This window comes from Paracoccus alkanivorans (genome assembly GCF_003697785.1).
GTDB classification, from domain to species: domain Bacteria; phylum Pseudomonadota; class Alphaproteobacteria; order Rhodobacterales; family Rhodobacteraceae; genus Paracoccus; species Paracoccus alkanivorans.
In genome coordinates, this window is sequence record NZ_QOKZ01000010.1 from 81,818 (window position 1) to 104,458 (window position 22,641).

Annotated in this window: 22 protein-coding genes; 7 read left to right on the forward strand and 15 right to left on the reverse strand. The window is 61.6% G+C overall.

The window, feature by feature from the left end:
* Positions 1 to 78: 78 nt before the first annotated feature.
* The 7 genes from C9E81_RS19450 to C9E81_RS19480 form a co-directional block, all read right to left on the reverse strand.
* On the reverse strand, positions 79 to 519 hold the full coding sequence (locus tag C9E81_RS19450; RefSeq protein ID WP_122114025.1) for a MerR family transcriptional regulator: 441 nt from the start codon (positions 517 to 519) through the stop codon (positions 79 to 81).
* 136 nt (positions 520 to 655) lie between these two features.
* Positions 656 to 1,276 (reverse strand): YdeI/OmpD-associated family protein, encoded by a 621-nt coding sequence (locus C9E81_RS19455; RefSeq protein WP_122114026.1) that lies wholly within the window; start codon positions 1,274 to 1,276, stop codon positions 656 to 658.
* Positions 1,277 to 1,437: 161 nt separating this feature from the next.
* Positions 1,438 to 1,917: a VOC family protein gene (locus C9E81_RS19460; protein WP_122114027.1), complete on the reverse strand. Its 480-nt coding sequence runs from the start codon at positions 1,915 to 1,917 to the stop codon at positions 1,438 to 1,440.
* Between the two features lie 170 nt (positions 1,918 to 2,087).
* Complete coding sequence (locus C9E81_RS19465; RefSeq protein WP_122114028.1) at positions 2,088 to 2,945, reverse strand: alpha/beta fold hydrolase; 858 nt, start codon at positions 2,943 to 2,945, stop codon at positions 2,088 to 2,090.
* Between the two features lie 30 nt (positions 2,946 to 2,975).
* Positions 2,976 to 3,395 (reverse strand): VOC family protein, encoded by a 420-nt coding sequence (locus tag C9E81_RS19470; protein ID WP_122114029.1) that lies wholly within the window; start codon positions 3,393 to 3,395, stop codon positions 2,976 to 2,978.
* Positions 3,396 to 3,570: 175 nt separating this feature from the next.
* Positions 3,571 to 4,809, reverse strand: a complete 1,239-nt coding sequence (locus C9E81_RS19475; RefSeq protein ID WP_122114030.1) for an RNA polymerase sigma factor — start codon at positions 4,807 to 4,809, stop codon at positions 3,571 to 3,573.
* Positions 4,793 to 5,170, reverse strand: a complete 378-nt coding sequence (locus C9E81_RS19480; RefSeq protein WP_122114031.1) for a YciI family protein — start codon at positions 5,168 to 5,170, stop codon at positions 4,793 to 4,795. The genes C9E81_RS19475 and C9E81_RS19480 overlap by 17 nt, the downstream gene beginning before the upstream one ends.
* Before the next feature lie 241 nt (positions 5,171 to 5,411).
* Here C9E81_RS19480 and C9E81_RS19485 point away from each other — a divergent pair, with 241 nt between their 5' ends.
* The 6 genes from C9E81_RS19485 (at position 5,412) to C9E81_RS19510 (ending at position 12,284) form a co-directional block, all read left to right on the forward strand.
* Positions 5,412 to 6,341, forward strand: coding sequence for a LysR family transcriptional regulator (locus C9E81_RS19485; protein WP_122114032.1), 930 nt, complete (start codon positions 5,412 to 5,414; stop codon positions 6,339 to 6,341).
* Between the two features lie 120 nt (positions 6,342 to 6,461).
* Complete coding sequence (locus tag C9E81_RS19490) at positions 6,462 to 7,466, forward strand: Bug family tripartite tricarboxylate transporter substrate binding protein (protein ID WP_122114033.1); 1,005 nt, start codon at positions 6,462 to 6,464, stop codon at positions 7,464 to 7,466.
* Between the two features lie 63 nt (positions 7,467 to 7,529).
* Positions 7,530 to 8,042 (forward strand): tripartite tricarboxylate transporter TctB family protein, encoded by a 513-nt coding sequence (locus C9E81_RS19495; protein WP_122114034.1) that lies wholly within the window; start codon positions 7,530 to 7,532, stop codon positions 8,040 to 8,042.
* Positions 8,042 to 9,550, forward strand: a complete 1,509-nt coding sequence (locus C9E81_RS19500) for a tripartite tricarboxylate transporter permease (RefSeq protein ID WP_122114035.1) — start codon at positions 8,042 to 8,044, stop codon at positions 9,548 to 9,550. Before C9E81_RS19495 ends, C9E81_RS19500 begins: the two co-directional genes overlap by 1 nt.
* Positions 9,547 to 11,433, forward strand: a complete 1,887-nt coding sequence (locus C9E81_RS19505; protein WP_122114036.1) for a bifunctional sugar phosphate isomerase/epimerase/4-hydroxyphenylpyruvate dioxygenase family protein — start codon at positions 9,547 to 9,549, stop codon at positions 11,431 to 11,433. Before C9E81_RS19500 ends, C9E81_RS19505 begins: the two co-directional genes overlap by 4 nt.
* Positions 11,434 to 11,450: 17 nt before the next feature.
* Positions 11,451 to 12,284 carry a shikimate dehydrogenase family protein gene (locus C9E81_RS19510; protein ID WP_122114037.1) on the forward strand — a complete coding sequence of 278 codons (834 nt, stop codon included), beginning with the start codon at positions 11,451 to 11,453 and terminating at the stop codon, positions 12,282 to 12,284.
* 71 nt (positions 12,285 to 12,355) lie between these two features.
* On the opposite strand, the gene pta is transcribed toward C9E81_RS19510, so the two are convergent.
* The 8 genes from pta to C9E81_RS19550 form a co-directional block, all read right to left on the reverse strand.
* Positions 12,356 to 13,333: a phosphate acetyltransferase gene (gene pta, locus C9E81_RS19515; protein WP_122114038.1), complete on the reverse strand. Its 978-nt coding sequence runs from the start codon at positions 13,331 to 13,333 to the stop codon at positions 12,356 to 12,358.
* A gap of 3 nt (positions 13,334 to 13,336) precedes the next feature.
* Positions 13,337 to 14,362 (reverse strand): YeiH family protein, encoded by a 1,026-nt coding sequence (locus C9E81_RS19520; RefSeq protein WP_122114039.1) that lies wholly within the window; start codon positions 14,360 to 14,362, stop codon positions 13,337 to 13,339.
* A 69-nt stretch (positions 14,363 to 14,431) separates the two neighbouring features.
* Positions 14,432 to 16,213: a sulfoacetaldehyde acetyltransferase gene (gene xsc / locus C9E81_RS19525; RefSeq protein ID WP_122114040.1), complete on the reverse strand. Its 1,782-nt coding sequence runs from the start codon at positions 16,211 to 16,213 to the stop codon at positions 14,432 to 14,434.
* Between the two features lie 12 nt (positions 16,214 to 16,225).
* Positions 16,226 to 17,617: an NAD(P)/FAD-dependent oxidoreductase gene (locus C9E81_RS19530; protein WP_122114041.1), complete on the reverse strand. Its 1,392-nt coding sequence runs from the start codon at positions 17,615 to 17,617 to the stop codon at positions 16,226 to 16,228.
* Between the two features lie 7 nt (positions 17,618 to 17,624).
* A complete protein-coding gene (locus tag C9E81_RS19535; protein WP_122114042.1) occupies positions 17,625 to 18,020 on the reverse strand; it encodes a nuclear transport factor 2 family protein in 396 nt (131 codons plus the stop codon).
* A 14-nt stretch (positions 18,021 to 18,034) separates the two neighbouring features.
* Positions 18,035 to 19,375, reverse strand: coding sequence for a TRAP transporter large permease (locus C9E81_RS19540; protein WP_122114043.1), 1,341 nt, complete (start codon positions 19,373 to 19,375; stop codon positions 18,035 to 18,037).
* Entirely contained in the window at positions 19,375 to 19,932 is a 558-nt protein-coding gene (locus tag C9E81_RS19545; RefSeq protein WP_122114044.1) for a TRAP transporter small permease, read from the reverse strand. The genes C9E81_RS19540 and C9E81_RS19545 overlap by 1 nt, the downstream gene beginning before the upstream one ends.
* A 78-nt stretch (positions 19,933 to 20,010) precedes the next feature.
* Positions 20,011 to 21,012: a TRAP transporter substrate-binding protein gene (locus C9E81_RS19550; protein WP_122114045.1), complete on the reverse strand. Its 1,002-nt coding sequence runs from the start codon at positions 21,010 to 21,012 to the stop codon at positions 20,011 to 20,013.
* Positions 21,013 to 21,126: 114 nt separating this feature from the next.
* Here C9E81_RS19550 and pdxR point away from each other — a divergent pair, with 114 nt between their 5' ends.
* Complete coding sequence (pdxR, locus tag C9E81_RS19555) at positions 21,127 to 22,602, forward strand: MocR-like pyridoxine biosynthesis transcription factor PdxR (protein WP_122114046.1); 1,476 nt, start codon at positions 21,127 to 21,129, stop codon at positions 22,600 to 22,602.
* Positions 22,603 to 22,641 lie beyond the last annotated feature (39 nt).

Below are 22,641 nucleotides of genomic sequence, written 5' to 3' on the forward strand. Positions count from 1 at the left end.
CCCGGGAACCGCAAGGCGGATGATCGCCGCGTTTTTGTACTCCGGTCAACTCATGGGGCAGCATCCGGAAATCTCCGTTTAGCGGTCTTGTCCGGCTCCTGCCTGCCCATGGTCCGACAGGCATTCGCTATGGTCGCGCAGAACTTCGAGCACCCGGCAGTCGGCTACGGCACCGCCTGAGCATTCACCGATCATGCGCTTCAACTCGGCGCGCAATGCTTCCAGCCGCACGATGCGGGCTTCGACGGCCTTCAACTGCTTCTGGGCAATGGCATCGATATGGCCACAGGAATGGTCCGGCGTATCGGACAGATCAAGCAGTTCCCGGATGGCATCAAGCGAGAACCCCAGTTCCCGCGAATGGCGGATGAAAGATAGCCGGTCGAGTTCCACATCACCATAGCGGCGCTGCCCTCCTGCCGTGCGGCCCGGTTCCGGCATCAGACCAATCTGCTCGTAATAGCGGATGGTCTGCACCTTGGTGCCGGTGCGTTTCGCCAGTGTTCCGATCGTCAGCATGGCGCCTCCTGATGCTACCATTCATGTAGCTTTTCCGGAGCCGTTCAGCAACATGGCGGGATCACAAACGTTCCCGTTCACCTGTAGTCGACATGGAGCCGGCTGGTGGCCCAGTCAGGATCACGGGGGCCGCTGTTCATCGTTCCATCGCACCCTTTCCCGCCAGAATTTTCTCACGAAACTTGACGATGCGCGCCCTGCGCGTTGCGGCCGCCTTGGCCGAGCCGATATTGATCACATAGCTCTTTTGCCGCCCCGGTGTCAGGCCATGGAACGCTTCGGCAAGTTCGGGATCGGCGTCCAGCGCCTCTACCAACTCATCCGGCAACTCCATGTCACCTTCTTCCTTTGGCGGTTTGATGCCCGCATCCGCATAGCCCATCGCTTCCTTCAGATAGGACAGGATGACCTGTTCCATCTCTGGAACCTGCGCGTTAGTTGTGAAGCGTATCATATCCCGGTGGCGGGCATTCGGGCCCTGCTTTTCAAGAATGCCATCCGGATCCCTCATAAGTGCCGCATTGAAAAAGCTGATCCGGAAGTCGCCGCGGAATGCACCGATGATCGCGATATTGCGGCCTGCATGCATGTAGCATGGATGCCCCCATTTCACGGCTTCGGCAAGACCGGCGTCCAGGCAGATCCGGCGCAGGGTGTTCAGGCCCTCCGCCCATTGCCGCGTCGAGCAATCCGGCGTTGCGAAGCGGGCGCAGCGCCCGCATCCTTTCGTGAAATATTCCTCGATATCCGTGATCATCAAATCGCCTCGGCTTCGCAATAAGGTTCCCTTGTAGCCCCAATTGTCCCAGGCATCAAAATACCGCAAGACAACCAAGGGCGGTCGCGCCGTTTCCCCGGCTTCGACCGCCCTTGCCTATTCGCCGTTCGTTCCCGGATGGCGGGAGCTGCCTGCGGCTGTCAGCCTCTGCGGGCGGCCTCGATCGCGGCGACGTCGATCTTTCGCATCTCCATCATCGCCTCGAAGGCACGTTTCGCTTCGTCGCCGCCCGCGGCCATCGCCTCGGTCAGCACCCGTGGCGTGATCTGCCAGTTGATACCCCATTTGTCCTTGCACCAGCCGCAGGCGCTTTCCTGGCCGCCGTTACCGACAATGGCGTTCCAGTAGCGGTCGGTTTCCTCCTGGTCGTCTGTCGCGATCTGGAACGAAAAGGCTTCGCTATGCGTGAAGGCCGGTCCGCCATTAAGGCCGAGACAGGGGATTCCAACCACCGTGAAATTGACCGTCAGCACATCCCCTGCCTTGCCGGAGGGGAAATCGCTGGGGGCCCGATGGATCGCCCCGACCGAGCTGTCGGGAAAGGTTGCCGCATAGAAATGCGCCGCGGCTTCGGCGTCCTTGTCATACCAGATGCATATCGTGTTCTTGGGAATACTCATTTCTTTCTCCCTTCGCCTTTGCGGCCGGTTTCCTCCGGCCGCCTGACATGTGGTTGCGGATGACCGTCAGTCTCGTGCGGCAAGACACCCTGAAAGCGTAGGCCTGCTGACGGAATTTTTCCAGCGATACACGCCAAACCCAAGCGTATCGGCGCCGGCTCGCTGGAAAGCTATTCGAACATTCCCTTGGGTGTTTCGCCTTTCAGGAATGGTTCGATAAAGGCGTGCAGCAGTTCTACCTGGCCGATGATGGCCGTGTGCGAGGTGGCAGGCAGGATTGCGAGCCGGGATTCGGGCAGGGGCTGTCCCATGTCACCCATCACGCCACCACCGAGCAGCCGGAACATCGCCACGCTGTGCTCCAGCGTGGTGACATCGGTATCGCCGGTGATGATCAGCACGGGCACATCAAGCGCCTTCACATCCTCCTCCCAATGCATTGGCTCATGTTCGAGCGCGATCATCTTGTCGATGAAAGCGGAATAGCCGTCAGGATTGGGGCTGAGCTTGCGCCACTCTTCCTCGAACGGAGCAAATGTTTCCTCCGACATCTGCGGGATGAACGCCTTGAAGGTCGGATGCCAGCCCTCTTCGTCATAGGATGCCGAGGCAGCGATCAGTTGGTCCACCTTTTCCGGGTGCCGGATGGCAAGTTGCAATCCGGCCACCGCACCCATGGAATAACCGAACACATCGGCCTGTTCGAGTTCGACCGCATCCATGAAAGCCGCCACATCATCGGCAAGGTTCTGATAGGTGATCGGCCGGTCGATATCGTCAGTGCGCCCGTGACCCTGGAATTCGAGCGCGTAGACCTTGTGGGTTTCGGCGAGTCTGGGGATGATCTTGCCCATGGTCATGATGTTCATATGCGCGCCGTGCAGCACGACCAGTGGCTCGCCCTCTCCGGATATCTCGTAATACATCTGCATCCCGTTGACTTCGACGCGTTCGCCCGAGGGTTCGGAATGGGCAAGGGCCGTGCTCGTGGCAAGCAGGGCGGCGGTGACGAGAATGGTGCGGAACATGTCTGTATTTCCTCCGATATGACTGCCGGGCTATTCGCCCGGTGCGGTGGCTACGGCCTCGGGATCCATCCAGATGGGTTCGAAAACATGGCCGTCGGGATCGGCAAATGCGCGGCCATACATGAAGCCCAGGTCCTGGCATTCGCGGATATCAGCCTTGCCCCCGGCGGAGGCCGCGGCTTCGGTCATGGTATCGACCTCTTCGCGGCTGTCGCATGACAGGGCGACAAGCACTTCGGTCGTCGTCTGCGCATCGGCGATCGGCTTTGGTGTGAATGTCGCGAAATAATCATGTGTCAGCAGCTGAAAGGTGATGCTGTCCGACCAGACCATCGAAGCCGAGTTGTCATCGCTGAACTGATCGTTCTTCTCGCATCCGATCGCCTCGTAGAAACGGATCGCGGCGGCAAGGTCTTTCACCGGCAGGTTTACGAAAATCATTCTGGGCATTGTGGTTCTCCTGAAAATCGGGGTCGGGGATCTGTCTGTTCCCGCTTCAAGGACGAACGCCCCCGGGATCATCCGACATTCGCCGAGAAAAAAAATCATGAGCACCGGGATCCTGCTCGGGTCATTCGGGCAACAAGCAGCAAAAGCTCTTATGGCCGGGCCGTATAGCCCGGCATTACATCCGGTCGAGATGCTGGCGGATATGAGCCGCCTCGGCGGGAGTGTTGGCAAGCGCGATGGCATGGCCAAAAGCATCTCGCGCCTCGGCATTGCGGCCCAGCTTTTCAAGCAGCGCGCCGCGCATACCGTGGAAATAGAAATAGCCGTCCAGCCGTTCCGACAGTGGCTCGATCATATCCAGTGCCGCCTGCGGTCCATGCAGCTTCGATACCGCAACCGCCCGGTTGAGCGATACCACGGGTGACGGCGCCCGCTGTTCCAGAGCCTCGTAAAGCTGGTCTATGCCTGCCCAGTCCGTCTCCTCGGGGGTTTGGGCCCGCGCATGCAACGCGGCGATGGCCGCCTGTATCTGGTAGGGCCCCGGTCGATGATGAAGCATGGCCTTGTCGATCATCGCCAAAGACTCTGCGATCATGTGGCGGTTCCATAGCTTGCGATCCTGATCCTCCAGCAGAATGGGTAAACCGGCCCCGTCGAAACGCGCCTTTTGCCGGGAGTGCTGCAGCAGCATCAACGCCAGAAGGCCCATCATCTCGGGCTCGGAGGGAAACATCCGCAGCATCAATCGCGCAAGGCGGATCGCCTCGCCGCAAAGGGCGGCCCGCTCGCTGGCGGGATTGGCGTCGGTATAACCCTCGTTGAAGACAAGGTAGATCATGGCCGCCACCGAAGCGAAGCGTTCGGCACGTTCCAACGGGCCCGGGGTTTCGAATGGCACATCGGCTTGCGCGATCCGGCGTTTTGCGCGCGTTATCCGCTGTTCCATTGCCCGCTCGCCGACCACGAATGCCGCCGCGATCCGGGCGACGGGCAGGCCCGAGACGACACGCAGGGCCAGCGCGATCTGCTGTGTTGCCGGGAGGTCGGGATGACAGCAGATGAATAGCAGCCGCAGGATATCGTCGCGATAATCTGCCGCGTCGAGCCGTTCCGCCATGTCCGGCTCGGGTTCTCCGTGATCGGAAAGCGCATCCTCGGGTGGCAGGTCGGTCAGCTTTGCCCGCCTGCGGATGTGATCCAGCGCGGCGTTGCGCCCCACCATGATCAGCCAGCCTGCGCAATCCCGTGGCGGGCCGTTCTGCGGCCATGACCTCAATGCCCTGAGACATGCTTCCTGGAAGGCTTCCTCGGCAAGGTCGAGATCGCGGAAGTAACGCAGCAGGGCGGCGACCGCCTGCGGACGCGCGCCGACCAGCCGCGCCTCGATCCAGCTTGGATCAGGTGCCCGGGTCATTCTCGACAGCCTTCCCGTTCGGGTAATAGATCATGATAGGTCTCAATTCATAAGCGCCGCCTGGATTGGCCTCTGTCAGATCGCGCGCGATATGGAGCGCCATCTCGAGATCCTCCACATCCACGACATAGAAGCCCAGAAGCTGTTCCTTGGTTTCGGCATAGGGGCCGTCGAGGATCTCTCCGTCGCGCTTGCGGAGGGTGGTCGCCGCGCTTGTCGGCATCAGTCGCGCCATGGGCTGGAACTTGTCGGCCCATTTGCGGTGCACCACGTCCAGCCGCGCCATTACCGCGGCATCCTCCTCATCCGTCCATGCCGAGGTGATGGCTTCGTCATTATAGCACAGCAGGGTATAAAGCATTTTTCAGGTTCTCCATTCGACAAGGACGAAGTTACAGCGGAGTTTCCGACAGGTTGTGGAAAAATTTCGAGCAGGGATGCCGTCAGCATCATCCTGCTCGACGACAATTGCATCTGATGTGGGGGCGACTTCGCATGTGCTGATATAGGGGATATCGAGCTTCCGGGGTAAAATGCCTGTGACGGGTCGGGCGGCCATGCTACGCTCCACCCGTTCCGTTCCAGGCAAGCCCGCTTACCCCATGCATCAACTGACCCTGCGCCAGATCGAAGTCGTCCGCGCCGTGATGCTGACCGGAACGATCAGCGGGGCCGCGCGGATGTTGAACGTATCCGCGCCCGGGATCAGCCGGCTGGTCAAGCACACCGAGGAAGCCTTGGGCCTGCGGCTTTTCGAGCGACGCGGCGGTGTTTACCTGCCGGCGGTCGAAGCAAGTGCGATCTTCGATCAGATCGGCAGGGTATTCGGCAATGTCGAGAACCTGAACCGGGCCGTCGCTTCCATGCAGCGAGGTGAAGCGGTGGATTTGTCTTTCGCCTCGGCACCGTCTGTTGCACAGTTCATTGCCGCGCGTGCAGTGCGGACGGTCCGGCAGCGCTATCCGGATTTGTTCATTGACCTGAACATCCTCAAGATCGAGGAGACCATAGACTACCTGATGCTGGAACGCGGCGAGTTCGTGATGATGAGCACCTCGATAGAGAATGCCGGGGTCAGCAATGAGATCGCGGCCGAGGGTCGGCTGGCGGCCATTGTCCCCGAAGATCACCCACTGGCAGGTTACGGGCGGGTATCGATCCATGACCTGATAAAATACCCCATGATAGGCGTGGATCCGGATGATCCCTACGGCGCCGTTTGCGCCGCTCCGCTGCGCGAGGCCGGGTTGCCGGTGCGCTATTCGATGCGGGGCCGTTTTGCGCAAACCGTCGTCAGCCTCGTACGCCACGGGCTCGGAGTGGCAGTGATCGACGAATTCTCCGTGGCGGAACTATATATGCCCGGCGTCGTAAGGTTGCCGCTGATAGAGAATGCGCCGATTACCATTTACGTGGTGACCAAGTCCGGGCGCGTCCTTTCGGGCTTTGCCGAATATGCGATTCAGCAATTGCGGCGGGAACTGGCTCGCGCCACGGAGTCGCGCCCGTGGGAGCAGCGCAAGGCAAGGTGAGGCACACATGTTAACATCATGTTAATGAAGGCAACGGATTTGTATTTGCCGTAAAGGTGATATGGCCGGATGATGCGGTTCAGGAGTTCCGGGATTCGCCCGGAGCAAGGGAGGAGCATCATGAAGAAAACTCTTGTCAAATTCGCTGCCATGGCGGCACTGGGCGCGGTCATGGGCACTGCGGCATTCGCGCAGGACTATCCTGCCAAGGAGATACAGGGCATCATCCAATGGGGCGCGGGCGGCTCGACCGATACGGTGATGCGGACCGTCACGCCGCATGCCGAAAAGGTTCTGGGCGGCAAGGTCGTCATGAAGAACATGACCGGCGGTGTCGGCGCAATTGCCACGAAATTCGTCTATGCGCAGAATCCCGATGGCTACGCCTTGCTGATGGGAGCCGAGAATCCGTTGCTTTACAAGGTGATGGGGTTGGGCGACATTGATTACTCGGAATTCACCCCGATCAATATTCTGGCGCGGGGCGTTCCGATCCTTGTCGCCAATAACGATGCGCCTTTCGATACGTTCGACGAAATGGTCGAGTATATTCAGGCCCATCCGAACGAGGTGAAGTTCGGCTCGACCGGACCGGGGGGGTTGCCCTCTGTGGTGACCTCGATGATTGCCTCGAAGATCGAATTGCCGGTCACTCAGGTGCCCTATGACGGCGACGGCCCGGCGCTGACGGCGCTGCAGGGCGGTGCGGTCGATGTAATGCCTGCGGTGCTGGGCGCATCGATCGAGGCAATCCGGGGCGGCAGGATCAAGGCGATCACGCTGATCGACAACAAGCCGACCGAGGTTCTGCCCGATTTGCCCGCCCTGGGCGAGACACATCCGGAATATGCCGATTACTTCCCCTGGGGCCCGTTCTTCGGCGTATTCGTCAAGAACGGCACGCCCGAAGATGTCGTGGCCAAGCTGACCGAGGCCTATGCCGAGGGTGCGAAAAGCGAAGATTTCGTCAAGCTGATGGCGGATCGCGGTTACATCATCGAAAGCCTGTCGGGACAGGAGGCACAGGATTTCCTGACGAAATGGCAATCGCTCACGACCTGGCTGCTGCATGATGCGGGCCAGACCAAGGCATCGCCCGAGGAATTCGGCATCCCCAAACCGTGATGGTCGATCGCTCCGGCCCTGCTGCCGGAGCGGTCCCATTCCAATCAAAAGGGAGGATCGGTCATGCATAGCAACCGTATCCGCAGCGCCGGTGAACTCGTTTTCCACGCTGCATTATTCGCCGTCAGCCTCGTGCTGCTGTGGTCGTCATACGGAATTTCGGGATTTGCATCGCTCAGTTCACCCGGAGCCTTGCCCATGGCCGTAGCCTTTGTCATGGCCGTAAGCTCGGGCCTCATCCTGCTGGATTGCTGGCGCAAGGCCGAGCGTGACCGGACCCGTTTCTTGCGTGACATCCTGCCGCCCGCCGTCATCGTGATGATGCTGTTCATCACCGGTTACGCATTATTGCTGGTGCCGTTGGGCTTCCTGCCTGTCTCACTGATGTTCCTGGTGCTGTCGATCCTCTATCTGCGTCGCGGCGGGCTGGTCTTTGCGGTTTCCGTGTCACTGCTGGCACTGATCCTCGTCTATATCGTCTTCCGGCTCGTCTTTACCGTGCTGATGCCAGCCGGGATCGTGCCCGAGGCAGAGTTGCTCGCTGCCATCGGTCAAATCTTCGGAGGAGGTAAGTGATGCAGGCGCTCGAATATTTCCTGATCCCATGGCTGGACCTGAAACTGCTGTTCCTGGTCGCCGCAGGCACTTTCGCGGGCGTTTATGTCGGCGCCATTCCCGGCCTTTCCGTTACCATGGCGGTGTCGATCCTGATCGGCTTTACGTTCACCTGGGACGTCTATCCCGCACTCTGCCTGATGGTCGGCATCTTCATGGGCGGCGTCTATGGCGGTTCGCGCACGGCAATCCTGCTGAATATCCCCGGCGCCCCCTCGGCTATCGCCACGGCCATGGATGGATATCCGCTGGCGCAAAAGGGGCAGGCGGGAGAAGCTATCGGAATAGCCACGGTGATGTCCTTTGTCGGGGGGCTGATCGGCATCATCGTGCTGGCCATCGCGGCCCCGACCGTCAGCGAATTTGCCCTGGTGTTCCAGCCGCGTGACTATATGCTGCTGGCGGTTCTGGGTATTCTTCTGGTTGGCTCACTGTCGGGCGAAAGCCTTGTCAAAGGTATCTTCGCGGGCGCCATGGGCCTGCTGATCGGTACGGTTGGTCTGGACCCGCTGACGGCCGAGGAACGCTTTACCTTCGGGCTCACGGGCTTGTGGGGCGGTATCAGCTTCATTGCCGTGATGATAGGCATGTTCGGCGTCTCGGAGGCGCTGATGCAATTGCATCACGTCGACAAGACGGCCGTTAAGCAGAAGATCAGCCGTATCGTTCCGAACTGGGCCTCGATCCGCCGGTATCTGCCGCTGTCGCTGCAGACCTCCAGCATCGGTGTCCTCATCGGGGCGCTGCCCGGCACGGGCGGGGACATTGCCGCACTCATGGCCTACGATCACGCCAAGCGCGTTACCCGCAATCCCGAGGTGCCCTTCGGTCAGGGTGCGAAAGAGGGGCTGGTCGCGCCGGAAACCGCGAATAACGCCGCGGTCGGCGGTGCCTTCATCCCGATGCTGACACTAGGAATTCCGGGCGATGCGGTCACGGCGATCATGATCGGGGCGCTTTATATCCACGGGCTGAATCCCGGTCCGATGCTGATGATCGAGCAGCCGCAGATGTTCTGGTTCATCACCGGAGCGCTGGTGCTGGCCAATATCTTCATGCTGATCTTCGGCCTGACCGGCATCCGTATCTTTACCAAGATCGTCGAAATGCCCCGCACGGTGCTGATCCCCCTGATCCTGCTGCTGTCCATCGTCGGCGCCTATGCGGTCAACAATTCGATCAGCGATGTCTACTGGATGCTGGGCTTTGGTGTGCTGGGCTATTTCATGAAATCCTACGGTTATCAGCTAGGCCCCGTGATCCTCGGTGTGATCCTGTCGCGGCTTCTGGACGAGAACTGGCGCCGGGCGATCATCTCCGAGCAAGGCAGTATCGCCGGGTTGTTCAAGGGCATGCTGACCAGTCCCCTGTCGTTGGTGCTTTTGGCGACGGTGGTGCTGATCTTTGTCAGCCAGACGCCTCTGTGGCGGTGCGTTCGCGGGAAGCTGGGGCTGGAGAGCAGGCCATGAAAACCTCGATCGCGACGGTTTCGATCGCGGGGAACCTGACCGAGAAACTGGCGGCCATCGCTGCCGCCGGTTTCGATGGGCTGGAGATCTTCGAGCAGGATTTCCTGCAGGACGCCGCCAGTCCGCGCGAAGTCGGGGCGATGGTCCGCGATCACGGACTGGAGATTACGCTGTATCAGCCATTTCGCGATTTCGAGGGCCTGCCCGGGCCCTTGCGTGCCCGTGCCTTCGACCGCGCCCGGCACAAGTTCGACCTGATGGCCGAACTGGGGGCGGACTTGATGCTGATTTGTTCGTCGGTTCATCCCCAGGCCATGGGCGGTATTGACCGTGCCGCCGATGATCTGGCGGAACTGGCCGGGATTGCCGCCGACAGGGGGCTGCGGATCGGTTACGAGGCACTGGCATGGGGGCGACATGTCAGCGATCATCGCGACGCATGGGAGATCGTCCGCCGCGCCGATCACCCGGCGCTCGGGCTGGTTCTCGACAGCTTCCACAGTCTTGGCCGCCGCATCGATCCCGATACGATCCGGCGCATTCCCGGCGATCGGATATTCTTCGTGCAGCTTGCCGATGCGCCACAGATCGACATGGACCTGTTGTATTGGTCGCGTCACTTCCGCAATATGCCGGGCGAGGGCGATCTGCCAGTGGTCGAATTTACCCGAGCCGTTGCGGCAACCGGATATGACGGGCCGCTGTCGCTGGAGGTTTTCAACGATCAGTTTCGGGGCGGCAGCCCCACCTCCATTGCCCGCGACGGTCATCGTTCACTGATCTGGCTGATGGACCAGACCCGCCGGGCCGAGCCCGCATTGCAGGCCGATCTGCCGGATCTGCCTGCCAATATCCGGGTTGATGGCGTCGAGTTCATCGAATTCGCCTCCAGCCCGTCCGAGGCTCCCGATCTCGAGGCGGCACTGATGCAGATGGGATTTCACCGTGAGGGCCGGCACCGCAACAAGAATGTTACGGTCTGGCGGCAGGGCGGGATCCGCATCGTGGTGAATGTCGAAGAGGCCGGTTTCGCGCATAGCTTTTTCCTGTCCCATGGCACCGGGGTTTGCGATATCGGGCTGCGGGTCGCGGATGCGCGGGCAACCGTCAAACGCGCGCAGGCATTGGATGCCACGTTGTTCAGCCAGCCCCCGGGGCCGGACGAATTGGAAATTCCGGCGATTCGCGGCGTTGGTGGCTCGATCCTGCATTTCATCGATGCGAAAAGCGGCCTCGACGATGTGTGGCAGGTGGAGTTTACGCCCACCGGGGATCCGGCGCCGGATTTCGGACTCACGCGGGTAGACCATCTGGGCGAGACGATGAATTATGACGAGATGCTTAGCTGGACCCTGTTCTATACCTCGATCTTCGAGATGGAACGCCGCCCGATGCTGGATGTCGCCGATCCCGACGGGCTGGTTCGATCGCAGGCTATTGCTTCGCCCGATGGCGGCACCCGGATCACCCTGAACGGGGCGCAGTCGCATAGGACGCTGGCAGGAGGATTCCTGGTTGATTCGATGGGCTCTGCGGTTCAGCATATTGCGCTGGCATCAAAAGACATCTTCGCTTCGGCCGAGGCCATGGCGCAGGCGGAGTTCCAGCCGTTGCCGATCCCCGAGAACTACTATGCCGACCTGCAGGCCCGTTACAGGCTGAACAATGATGAAATCGCCCGCCTGCGACGCTGGAACATCCTTTACGAGGTCGAGGATGGGGCCGAGTTCTTCCAGTTCTACGGCAGGCCGCTGCAAGGCGGGCTGTTCTTTGAAATCGTGGAGCGCCGTGGCGGATATGACGGTTATGGCGCGCTGAACGCACCGTTTCGCATTGCTGCGCTGAAACGCCTGATGCGCGGCAAGGATATGCCACGTAACTGATATGCAAGGATGAACCGATGATTTCCGGTTATACTCGGGTGATCGCCCATATCGGCGTGCCGACCGAAAGCTTCAAGGCACCGATGATCTACAATCCTTGGTTCGAGGCGCGGGGCATCGATGCGGTGGTTGTGCCGATGGGGTGCGAGACGGCGGATTTCGCGGGTTTCCTGCCCCTGGTCGCGAGACTGCGCAACTTTGCGGGCGCGCTTGTCACCATGCCGCACAAGGTTGCGACCGTCGATCTGCTTGACGAGGCCAGCACCGCCGTTCGCATATGCGGCGCCTGTAATGCCGTGCGCCGTGATCCCGACGGGCGGTTGACCGGTGACATGTTCGATGGTGAGGGCTTTGTTCGCGGTGCCATGCGCAAGGGGTGCGAGGTGGCTGGGGCGTCGGTGCTCGTGGTTGGCACTGGTGGTGTCGGTTCGGCTATTGCGGCATCGCTGGCCGGGGCAGGGGCGGCGCGATTGAGTTTATACGATATCAACACCGCCTCTGCTGAGCGGCTGGCCTCAAGGTTGCGCAAAGCCTATCCGGAACTCGAGGTCACGACCGGCTCCAACGACCCTGCGGGGCTGGAGATCGTCGTGAACGCGACCCCGATGGGGATGCAGGAAGGTGATCCGATGCCCCTGGACGTGACGCGCCTCGATCCCGGGAGTTTCGTTGGCGAGGTGGTCATGAAACGCGAGGAAACCGCCTTTCTGACCGCCGCGAGGGCCAGGGGCTGCCGGGTCCAGATCGGGACCGACATGTTGTTCGAGCAGATCCCCGCATATCTGGAATTCTTCGGCTATCCGACCACGACGGCAGAGGAGTTGCGCCGATTGGCGACCATCCGTTACTGAACGGAATTGTGCAAACAGACGCCGCCTTACCTTGCCAAGCGCGTATCCGGTCATCTGAAACCGATCAGCTGTTATTGCACCGATTGGCGCTCTTTGTCGGCCATGACGGCGGTGACGGCGGTTGCGGCGATGATGTCATCGACGGTGCATCCGCGCGACAGATCGTTTGCCGGTTTCGCAAGGCCTTGCAGGATTGGTCCGATAGCCGTCAACCCGCCAAGCCGCTGCGCGATCTTGTAGCCGATATTGCCCGAGGCGAGATCGGGAAAGATGAAGATGTTCGGCCTGCCGGACAGGCTGCTGCCGGGCGCTTTCCTTGCCCGGATCGCATCGTCCAGCGCGGCATCGAACTGCAACTCGCCATCGACCTCCAGATCGGGTTCGGCGGCGCGGATCAAGGCTAGCGCCTCGCGAATGCGCGACAGCTTGGGATGGTCCGCCGAACCGGCAGTCGAAAAGCTTAGCAGCGCCACGCGCGGGGGCTCGGCCAGCAGTCGGCGGCAAGAGATGGCGGCGGCGCGGGCTATTGCGGCAAGTTCCTCGGCGTCGGGTTCGATGACAAGGCCGCAATCCGCGAAGATCATGCCGCCCTTCACGGCGGCGCCGGGATTGCAGGACAGCATCAGGAAAAAGCTGGATACCAGGCCCGCACCGGGCGCGCGCCCGATGATTTGCAGCGCCGCACGCACCGTATCGGCGGTCGTGGCGACGGCACCGCCAACCGTCCCGTCGGCCTGCCCGAGACGCACCCGCATGGCCGCCTGCCGGATCGGGTCGCGCATTTCCTCAAGCGCACGTTCGGCGGTCATGCCCCGCTGCGCACGCATCTGGTGCCAGTGATCGGCGAGTTCCCCAAGGTCGGGCGCATCCGCCGCAGTCATGCCGGTGACACCGGGCAGTTCGGGGCCATCCATCAGCGTGATCCGCGCCAGCCCTTCGCCGGTCAGCCGGGCTGCGGCCTCGGCCACGCGCGGATCGCCGCCTTCAGGCAGGATGATATGGCGCGGCGTGGTGCGGGCGGCCTCGAAGATACGTTCCAGCGGTTTCATGATCTATCCCAGGAAATGCAGGCCAGTGACGATGAAGGCACCGAGAAAGACGGTTTCGGCCACCATCAGGCCAATCGCTCCCGCTCCGACTTCGACCATCCGGCCAAGCGAGGTCTTGATGCCCACCGCGGCAATGGCGATCAGCAGGGCCCACCGGCTGAGGGTCCCGGCCCATTCGGCAAGCATCGCCGGGATGAGTCCAATCGAGTTCAGCACCGCCAGGGCAAGGAAGCCAAGAACGAATCCCGGCAACAGGGGCGGTCTGTTTCCGGAATCAGCATCGGCAAGCCCTTTCTGCCGGATGACCAGCGAAAAGCACAACACCACCGGCGCCAGCATCGAGACCCGGATCAGCTTGACCAGCGTGGCAGTCTCTCCGGTCTCGGGGCCGATGGAGAACCCCGCACCGACTACCTGGGCCACGTCATGGATGGTGCCGCCCAGAAAGACGCCGGAATCGCGTGCGTCGAATTGGAACAGTTGCGCAAGCATAGGGTAAAGCACCATCGCAACGGTCGACAGAACCGTGACCGACAGAACGGTAAAGACCAGGTCGCGTTCGGATTTTTCGTGCCGTGGCAGGACGGCGGCAATGGCCATCGCCGCCGAGGCGCCGCAGATCGCGACCGAACCGCCGGTCAGCAGCGCAAAGCGCCAGCGGCGCCCGACAAACCGAGCCACCAGCAGCGCAAAGAGTATTGTCAGGATCACCCCTGCGACGACAAGCGCGATGGCAGGCGCGCCAAGCCCGGCCAGCATGTCCACACTGATCCGCGCGCCCAGCAGTGCCACCCCCAAGCGCAGGACGGTGCGGGCGGTGAACTCGATCCCTGGCGCGGTGCGGGCTCCCTCTTCGGCGAGGAAGTTCAGCGCCAGCCCCAGAAGCAGTGCCAGCAGCATGGCAGGTGCGCCATAATGCTCGGACAGGAATTGCGCGGTGATCGCCACGAGAACGGCGACGGCGAAGCCCGGAAACATCGGCTTCAGTGCCGAGGCACTGGACAGGCGCATGACAAGGCTGGGGGTCATTCGGAAACTCCTGCGGGACGGAAAGACCCGGCGGAGCAGTTGCCGCCGGGCTGAATTGCATGGGTCGTTCTACGCGGCACCACGCTGTGGGCGCATATCAGCGGGGTCGATTCCGGCCACCACCACGGGCTTCTTCATCGCATCGCGGCGGAACGGCTCACCCAGTTCCTGGTTCAGCAGCACTTCTATGAAAGTGGTCTCGCCCTGCTTCATCTGGCGTTCGACCGCATCGTGCAACGCATGGGTCAGTTCCTCCCGCGACCTGACCTGCACCCCGCGTGCGTCGCAGGCCTCGGCGATCTTCGCATAGGAAGTGCCGCGATCGAGTTCGGTGCCGACGAAATTGTTGTCATACCACAGCGTCGTATTCCGCTTTTCCGCGCCCCACTGGTAGTTGCGGAAGATCACCATGGTAATCGCCGGCCAGTCCTCGCGCCCACAGGCGGTCATCTCGTTCATCGAGATGCCGAAGGCGCCGTCGCCGGCAAAGCCGATCACCGGGGTGTCCGGATTGCCGATCTTGGCGCCGAGAATCGCCGGAAAGCCGTAGCCGCAGGGGCCGAACAGGCCAGGCGCCAGGTATTTGCGGCCCGCCTCAAAGCTGGGATAGGCGTTGCCGATGGCGCAGTTATTGCCGATATCCGAACTGACGATGGCTTCCTTCGGCACAGCCTGCATGATCGCCCGCCATGCCTGACGGGGGCTCATCAGATCGGCATCGCGCTCGCGCGCGCCGGCGTTCCATTCGGTGCCGGGATCGTCATCCTCATGGTCGAGGCTGGAGAGCTCCTGCGCCCAACGCGATTTCGTCTGCGCCACCAGATCGCGGCGTTCGGCCCGGCCCGCATCTCCGGCGTTGGCGGTCAGTTGCGCCATGATGCCGCGCGCGACCTTGGCCGCATCGCCCTGAATGCCCACCGTGACCTTCTTGGTCAGCCCGATCCGGTCGGCATTGATATCGACCTGGATGATCTTGGCATCCTTCGGCCAGTAATCGATGCCATAGCCTGGCAGGGTCGAAAACGGGTTGAGCCGCGTGCCGAGTGCCAGCACCACATCGGCACGCGCGATGATCTCCATCCCCGCTTTCGATCCATTATAGCCCAGAGGACCCATGGCCAGCGGGTGCGAACCGGGGAAACTGTCATTATGCTGGTAGTTGCTGCAAACCGGGGCATCCAGCCGCTCGGCCAGTTTGACCAGATCGGGGATCGCGCCGGACAGCACCACGCCCGCGCCAGACAGGATCACCGGGAAGCTGGCTTCGGACAGCAGCTTTGCTGCCTCGGCCACCGCGTTTTCGCCGCCCGCCGGGCGCTCGAAGGCGACGACCTGCGGCAGATCGACATCGATCACCTGGGTCCACATGTCGCGTGGGATGTTCATCTGCGCGGGGGCAGAGTTGCGCCATGCCTGCATGATCACCCGGTTCAGAACCTCGGGGATGCGGCTCGGGTCGCGGACCTCTTCCTGATAACAGACGCAATCGGCGAAAAGCCGCATCTGCTCCATCTCCTGGAAACCGCCCTGGCCGATGGTCTTGTTCGCCGCCTGCGGCGTGACCAGCAATAGCGGAGTGTGGTTCCAATAGGCGGTCTTGACCGGGGTGACGAAGCCGGTCACGCCGGGGCCGTTCTGGGCAATCGCCATCGACATCTTGCCGGTCGAACGGGTGAACCCGTCAGCCATCAACCCGGCATTGGTCTCATGCGCGCAATCCCAGAATTTGATTCCCGCCTTGGGAAACAGGTCGCTGACCGGCATCATCGCCGAACCGATGATCCCGAACGCGTGCTCGATCCCATGCAGTTGCAAGACTTTGACGAAAGCTTCTTCGGTGGTCATTTTCATCGGCGTCGCTCCTTAATTACGCTCGTCGCGGAAGTGATAGAGGTGATAGAGACCCCATTGGCCAAGCCGCCGGAACGGCGTCTTCCAGCCCTCGTGAGGCAATTCGTTGTTGAAAATCGGCAGGTTCGGGACCCGTTCCCCCGCGACCAGTTGCGCCATCCGGCGACCGGCCATGGCGGAATACATGACCCCGTTGCCGCCATAGCCAAGCGCATAGAACGCGCCCGGCAGGTCGGGAATGCCGGTGATCCGGGGCATCATGTCATGGCTGACATCGACCCAACCCCACCAGCTGTAATCCAGTTCGATTCCGCGCAGGGCCGGAAATTTCCGCGCCATCCCCTCGCACAACGCGTTGAGATGCGCAGGGTTGGCCGCGTCCTTCCCGGTGATCGCCGCGCGCGAGCCGATCTGCAACCGGTTGTCGGGCAGTAGCCGATAGTAATGCCGCAGCGTGCGGGTATCGGTCAGCGGCGACAGGCGGCGGATACCCACCGATTCCAGTTCGTCCCCGGTCAGTTCGCGGGTCACGACGCTGTTCGACATGATCGGCATCAGCCGGTCCTTCAGTCTCGGATGCAGGTTGCGGGGGGCATAGGCTGCCGTCGCCACCGCCACGCGCCGGGCACGGACCGTGCCGCCGGGCGTGCGCAGATGATGCACGCCATCCCTGAACTCCCAGCCTTGCACCGGGCTGTCGGTATGCACCCTCGCACCCAGTTCCCGCGCCACCCGCAGATAGCCGAAAGCCAGCTTGGCCGCGTGGATGCCGACGCCATCGGGCTCCCACATCGCGCCATGCGCCTCCATGTCGCGCACGACAGTCTCGTGCAACTCGTCGCGGGTGAGCATCCGGGCGCCATAGCCGAAGCTGTCGCGCAAGAGCGTGGCCTCCGCCTCCAGCACGGGCATCACCGACGCCTTGTGGGCGATGTAGTAATGCCCGCCATCCTGCGGCTCGCAGGCGATGCCGTGATCGCGGATCAGGCCGCGGAATAGCTCGAATGCCTCGACAATCTCGGCATGCAGGCCCCTGGCGACATCCAGCCCCCAACGCTTGATCCACTGGCTGCGCTTGAGTCGTCCCGAACTGATCTGCGCCTGCCCGCCATTGCGGGTCGAGCAGCCATAGGCCACGCCGTTGGCCTCCAGCACCGTGGCCTTGATGCCGTGATTCTTGGCCAGATGGATGGCGGTCGAAAGCCCAGTATAGCCCGAACCGATCACCGCGACATCCACATCCATATCGGCCTTGACCGGGCCATCATCCTCGGGCGCGGCACCGGCGGTCCCGATCCAGTAGGTCGGCGCGTAATCGCTGCCCGGACCAAGCGCGCGCGCGGTCATCGGGTCGTAGAATGGATCGAAGGGCTTCGATCCCGGACGGTTATCGATCATCTGCATGATCGTCTCACTTCGCCGGGACTGCTGGGCGTTGCTTGCGGATCGCCTGTTTCTCGACGATCCGGCCGTCGCGGATGCGGAACAGGTCCGCGCCCTGCACCTCGGTCCGCGTGCCGTCGGGATTGGTGGCGCGGAAGGTCCATTGCGAAACGCCCCGCGTGCCGTCTTCGGACATAAAGTGGCTGTGTTCGGCCCATTGCACGTCCGGCATCGCGGTCCAGACGCCCTCGAAGGCCTTGGCGATGGCCTCGCGCCCCTCGATCTTGTTGCCGTATTCGTGGTCACCCGCGACGGTATAGAACACGCAATCCTCGGCGAAATGGGTCATCACCCCATCGATATCGTGGCGGTTGAAGGCGTCGAAAGTGGCCTTCAGATCCTCGGCGGTCAGTTTGCGGGACATGGGATACTCCTTGCTTAATAGCCCAGCATCCGCGGCAGCCACAGGGCAAGGGCCGGGAAACAGGCGATGATGAAGATTGCGGTGACCGAGGCGATGGCGAAGGGGATCGCGCGCAGGCTGATCCGCTCTATCGAGACGCCCGATATGCCCGAGGCGATGAACAGGTTCTCGCCCAATGGCGGGGTCTGGAAGCCGACCGAGAGGGTGCAGATCATGACGATCCCGAAATGGATAGGATCGATGCCGACCATATAGGCGACCGGCAGCATCACCGGCACGAGGATCATGATCGCGGCCAGCGTCTCCATGAACATGCCGACGATCAGCAGCATTGCGATGACCATCGCCCAGATCGCGTAAATGTTGGTGGTCAGGCTGAGCACTCCACCGGCAATGACGCCTGGAATGTTGTTCTCGACCAGGATGCGGCCAAAGATCGTGGCGGTAAACAGCACCAGCAGCACGCGTCCCGACAGCCATGTCGTCGTGTCGAGCGCCTTGATCATCTCGCGCAGATCCAGCTCGCGATAAATGGCGATACCGACGAAAAGCGTGTAGAAGATCGCCACGATGGCGGCTTCGGTCGGGGTGAAATAGCCGCTGTAAATCCCGCCGAGGATCACAATCGGCGCCAGCAGCGCCCAGAAGCCGTGATAACAGGCGCAAACGACCTTGCGCAGCGATAGCGGTTCGTCCGAGCCGTGAAAACCACGAACCCGACAGCGGATATAGTTCATCACCAGCAACCCGCCCGCCATCACTACGCCGGGCAGGAAGCCGGCGATGAAGAGCTTCGAGATCGAGACGGACTGGAAGGTGCCATGCGCCTCGATGGCTGCCGGATCGGGCTGCATCCCCATCGCCGAGATGCCGTAGATGACCATCGGGATCGAGGGAGGGATGATGATGCCCAGGCCACCCGCCGCAGCGGTGACGGACGCCGCATAGCCTGGCCCGTAACCCTGACGCGCCATGGCGGGGATCATCAGCATGCCCACGGCGGCAGTGGTGGCGGGGCCGGATCCCGAGATGGCGCCGAAGAACAGGCAGGCGATGATGGTGGCTGCCGACAACCCGCCGGTGAATGGCCCGGCAAGGCTTTCGGCCACGGCGATCAGGCGGCGGGACAGGCCGGCGGCCTCCATCAATGCGCCAGCGAGGATGAAGGCGGGCAAGGCCATCAGCGGGAACGATCCCACCGAGGACCATGCCATCTGCACCATCTTGATCGGGTTGTCGCCCAGATAGATCATCGCGATGAGTGATGACACACCAAGGGCCACGGTGATGGGGGCGCCAAGGACCAGCAGCCCGAAGAACGCGCCGAACAGGATTTCGATCAGCAGGTTGTCCATCAGCGCTTCTCCCGGTCGAAGGCGCGTTGTTCGTTCTGTGCCAGTTCGATCATGTCATCGACCTCGACGCGGTCGGGGTCGCGCGGATCGACACCGCGGATCAGCTTGAGATAGTTCACCTGCAAGATGCGAAGCGTCATCAGCGCGAAGGCGATGGGCAGCGCCAGATAGACATGGCGCATCTCCCACCCCAGGGTCTGGGCCTTAACGAAAGGCTTGAGACGGCTGATGAACTCGATCGAGTGCCAGATGAAAACGATGTTGAAGGCGATCCAGAACAGGTCTCCGGCAGCCTCGATGATCCTTGCCTTATGTCGCGACATCGCGTTCAGGTGGAAGGAAACCCGGTTATGGGCGGCAATGCGGGCGGCATAGGACGCTCCGAAATACGCGAACCAGACGAACAGTATGACCGAGAGCTCTTCGATCCAGGTGATCGAAAAGCCGAACAACTGGCGGGCGACGATCTGCACGAAAAGCAGGCTCACGAAAACGGCCAGCAGGATACGGCAGACATGGCTTTCGAACTTGTCGAGAAACGACCAGAGCGCAGGCATAACGGGCCTCCTGAAGGGGGCTGCGGTTAAGGGTGAATCTGGAGCAAGGTGCTGGCGGCTATGCGCCGCCACTGTGCCTTATTCGATGGCCGGACGATCGAGCGCGGTCAGCACTTGGTTCAGGGCCTCCTTGCCGCCGATCTGCTCATAGAATTTCGGCCAGACATTGGTGGTGGCCAGTTCCATGAACTCCTTCTCGTCATCTGCCGGATCGGTGATCTCCATCCCCCGCGAAACGAGTTCGTCGCGGATCTTGGTCTCCTCACTGCGCAGGAACTCTGCCGAGGCCTGCGTCGCGGCCTCTCCGGCGGCCAGGATGTGCTGCTGTTCCTCTTCGCTCAGGCCTTCGAACAGGGCCTCGCTGACGATCAGGGGTTCGATGGAAAAGATATAGCGCAGATTGGTGATATATTTCTGCACTTCGTCGAACTTCATCGAATAAATGGTCATGTAGGGATTGTCCTGACCATCCACCACCTTCTGCTGAAGCGCGGCGAAGGTCTCTCCCCAAGCCATCGGCGTCGGGTTGATGCCCCAGCTTTTATAGGTTTCGATCATGATCTCGTTCTTGGGAACACGAATCACCAGACCCTGCAGATCTTCCACGCTCGAGACCGGCTTCTTGGAATTGCTCAGCACCCGGAAACCGGAATAGGCCCAACCGATGATGCGCACGCCGGCATCCTCGATGGTCCGGTCAATCATCTGCTGGCCGATTTTGCCCTGCGTGATCTTTTCGGCGTCATCCTGGCTGAGGATCACATAGGGCAATGTCAGTGCGCCAACCGAAGGCGAGAACGGGGTAATATTGTTGATGGCGAGGATCGAGAAATCCAGCGTGCCCGTGGCGGCAGCGGTTACTGTATCCTGCTCGTCGCCAAGCTGGCCATTCAGGAACAGCTTGCCGGTCATCTCGCCGCCGGATTCCTTTTCCAAGGCTGCAATGAAGGCCTTGCCGAGCGCTTCTTGCGTGCCGCCCGCACCATCGCCCACGGCGATACGATACTCGGCTGCGGCGGCGGGCAGGGCCAGCGCAAGGCTTATTGCAGTTCCTGTCAGAAAGCGGGTCAGGTAGGTCATCGGAATTCTCCCTGTGCATGGATGGCCACATTGGCTGTGGTCGCTTGACCCGGCGGAATGTTGCAGCAGATGCGATTCAGGGATATGTCCAGATAGAATAGAACATAGGTCCAGATGAGCAGCCGGATTCCCGTCGAAACCATCTTTCTGCGTGAAGATGAGGCGCCGACATTGCAGGGGCGTCTCATGGCCGCCATCGTCCGGGCCATCCTGGAAAGCCGTGCCCGTCCGGGTACGCGGCTGCCATCCAGCAGACTGTTGGCCAGATCGCTTGGCATATCGCGAATGACCGTCACGCTGGTCTATCAGGAACTGGTCAGCCAGGGATATCTGGAGACCCTCCCGCGGTCCGGTATCGCGGTCGCGGCTACGGTTCCGCATCGCCGGCTGCGCGTATCCGGGACTCGTCAGACAGGACAGCCGCCCGATTGGCGGGACTGGCTTTCCGACCATCGTCTGCCGCGCCGGGTTATCCGAAAGCCCGCGAACTGGCGCGATTTTCGTTACCGCTTTATTTATGGTCAGGCAGATCCGGACCTGTTCGATCATAGTGCCTGGCGGGACTGCGCCCGGCGTGCCCTGGGCACTCGCGATTTCGCCGCATTGGCCGCCGATCAATACGGGGCAGACGATCCGCTGCTGGTGGATTACATCTGCTCGAACACCTTGCCTCGGCGTGGCATCCACGCCCAGCCCGAAGAGGTGCTGGTCACGATGGGGGCACAGAACGCGCTGTTTCTGGCGGTCGAATTGCTAGGCCGCGCGGATCGGCTGGCCGTGACCGAGGAACCGGGCTATCCCGATTTCGCGGAAACCTTGCGGAGGGCGCAAAGCCCGACGATCTTCCTGCCGGTCGACGGGATGGGGCTGAACCCGGCGGAGTTGCCGGAAAATACCCGTCTGGTCATCGTCACACCCAGCCATCACATCCCGACCGGCGCCACCATGCCGCTGGCCCGCCGCAAGGACCTGATAGCGCGGGCGGGCGGGCAGAACTTTCTCATCATCGAGGACGATTACGATTTCGAGATGTCCTATCTCGCCCCTCCCGCGCCCGCGCTCAAATCGCTCGACGATACCGGGCGGGTCATCTATCTGGGCAGTTTCTCGAAATCTCTGTTTCCGGGATTGCGCATCGGTTACATGGTCGGCCCGGCGGCGTTGATTACCCAGGCACGTGCCCTACGCTCGATGATGCTGCGCCATCCTCCCAGTCATTTGCAGCGCATTACGGCCTATTTCCTCGCATTGGGCCATTACGACGCACATATCGTCCGTTTACGCGAGGCGCTGAAAAACCGCCGGACGGCGCTGGAGCAGGCGTTGCGCCGCACATCGCTGACGATTGCCGGGGCACCTGCATCGGGCGGCTCCAGCGTGTGGATCAAGGGGCCGGAACATGTGGATAGCGCCGATCTGGCCGAGCAGTTGCGGCCTGACGGTGTTCTTATCGAACCCGGAGAGGTGTTCTTCGAAACACCGCCGCCGGTCTGCCCATATTTTCGGTTGGGTTATTCCTCGATAATCGAACGGGATATCCCCGCGGGTATTGAATTGATCGCAAGGCGGGCGAATCAGCTTGCTGTCTGAGCTTCGGTGATAGGCGTGGGGACGATAACAGGGATCGGT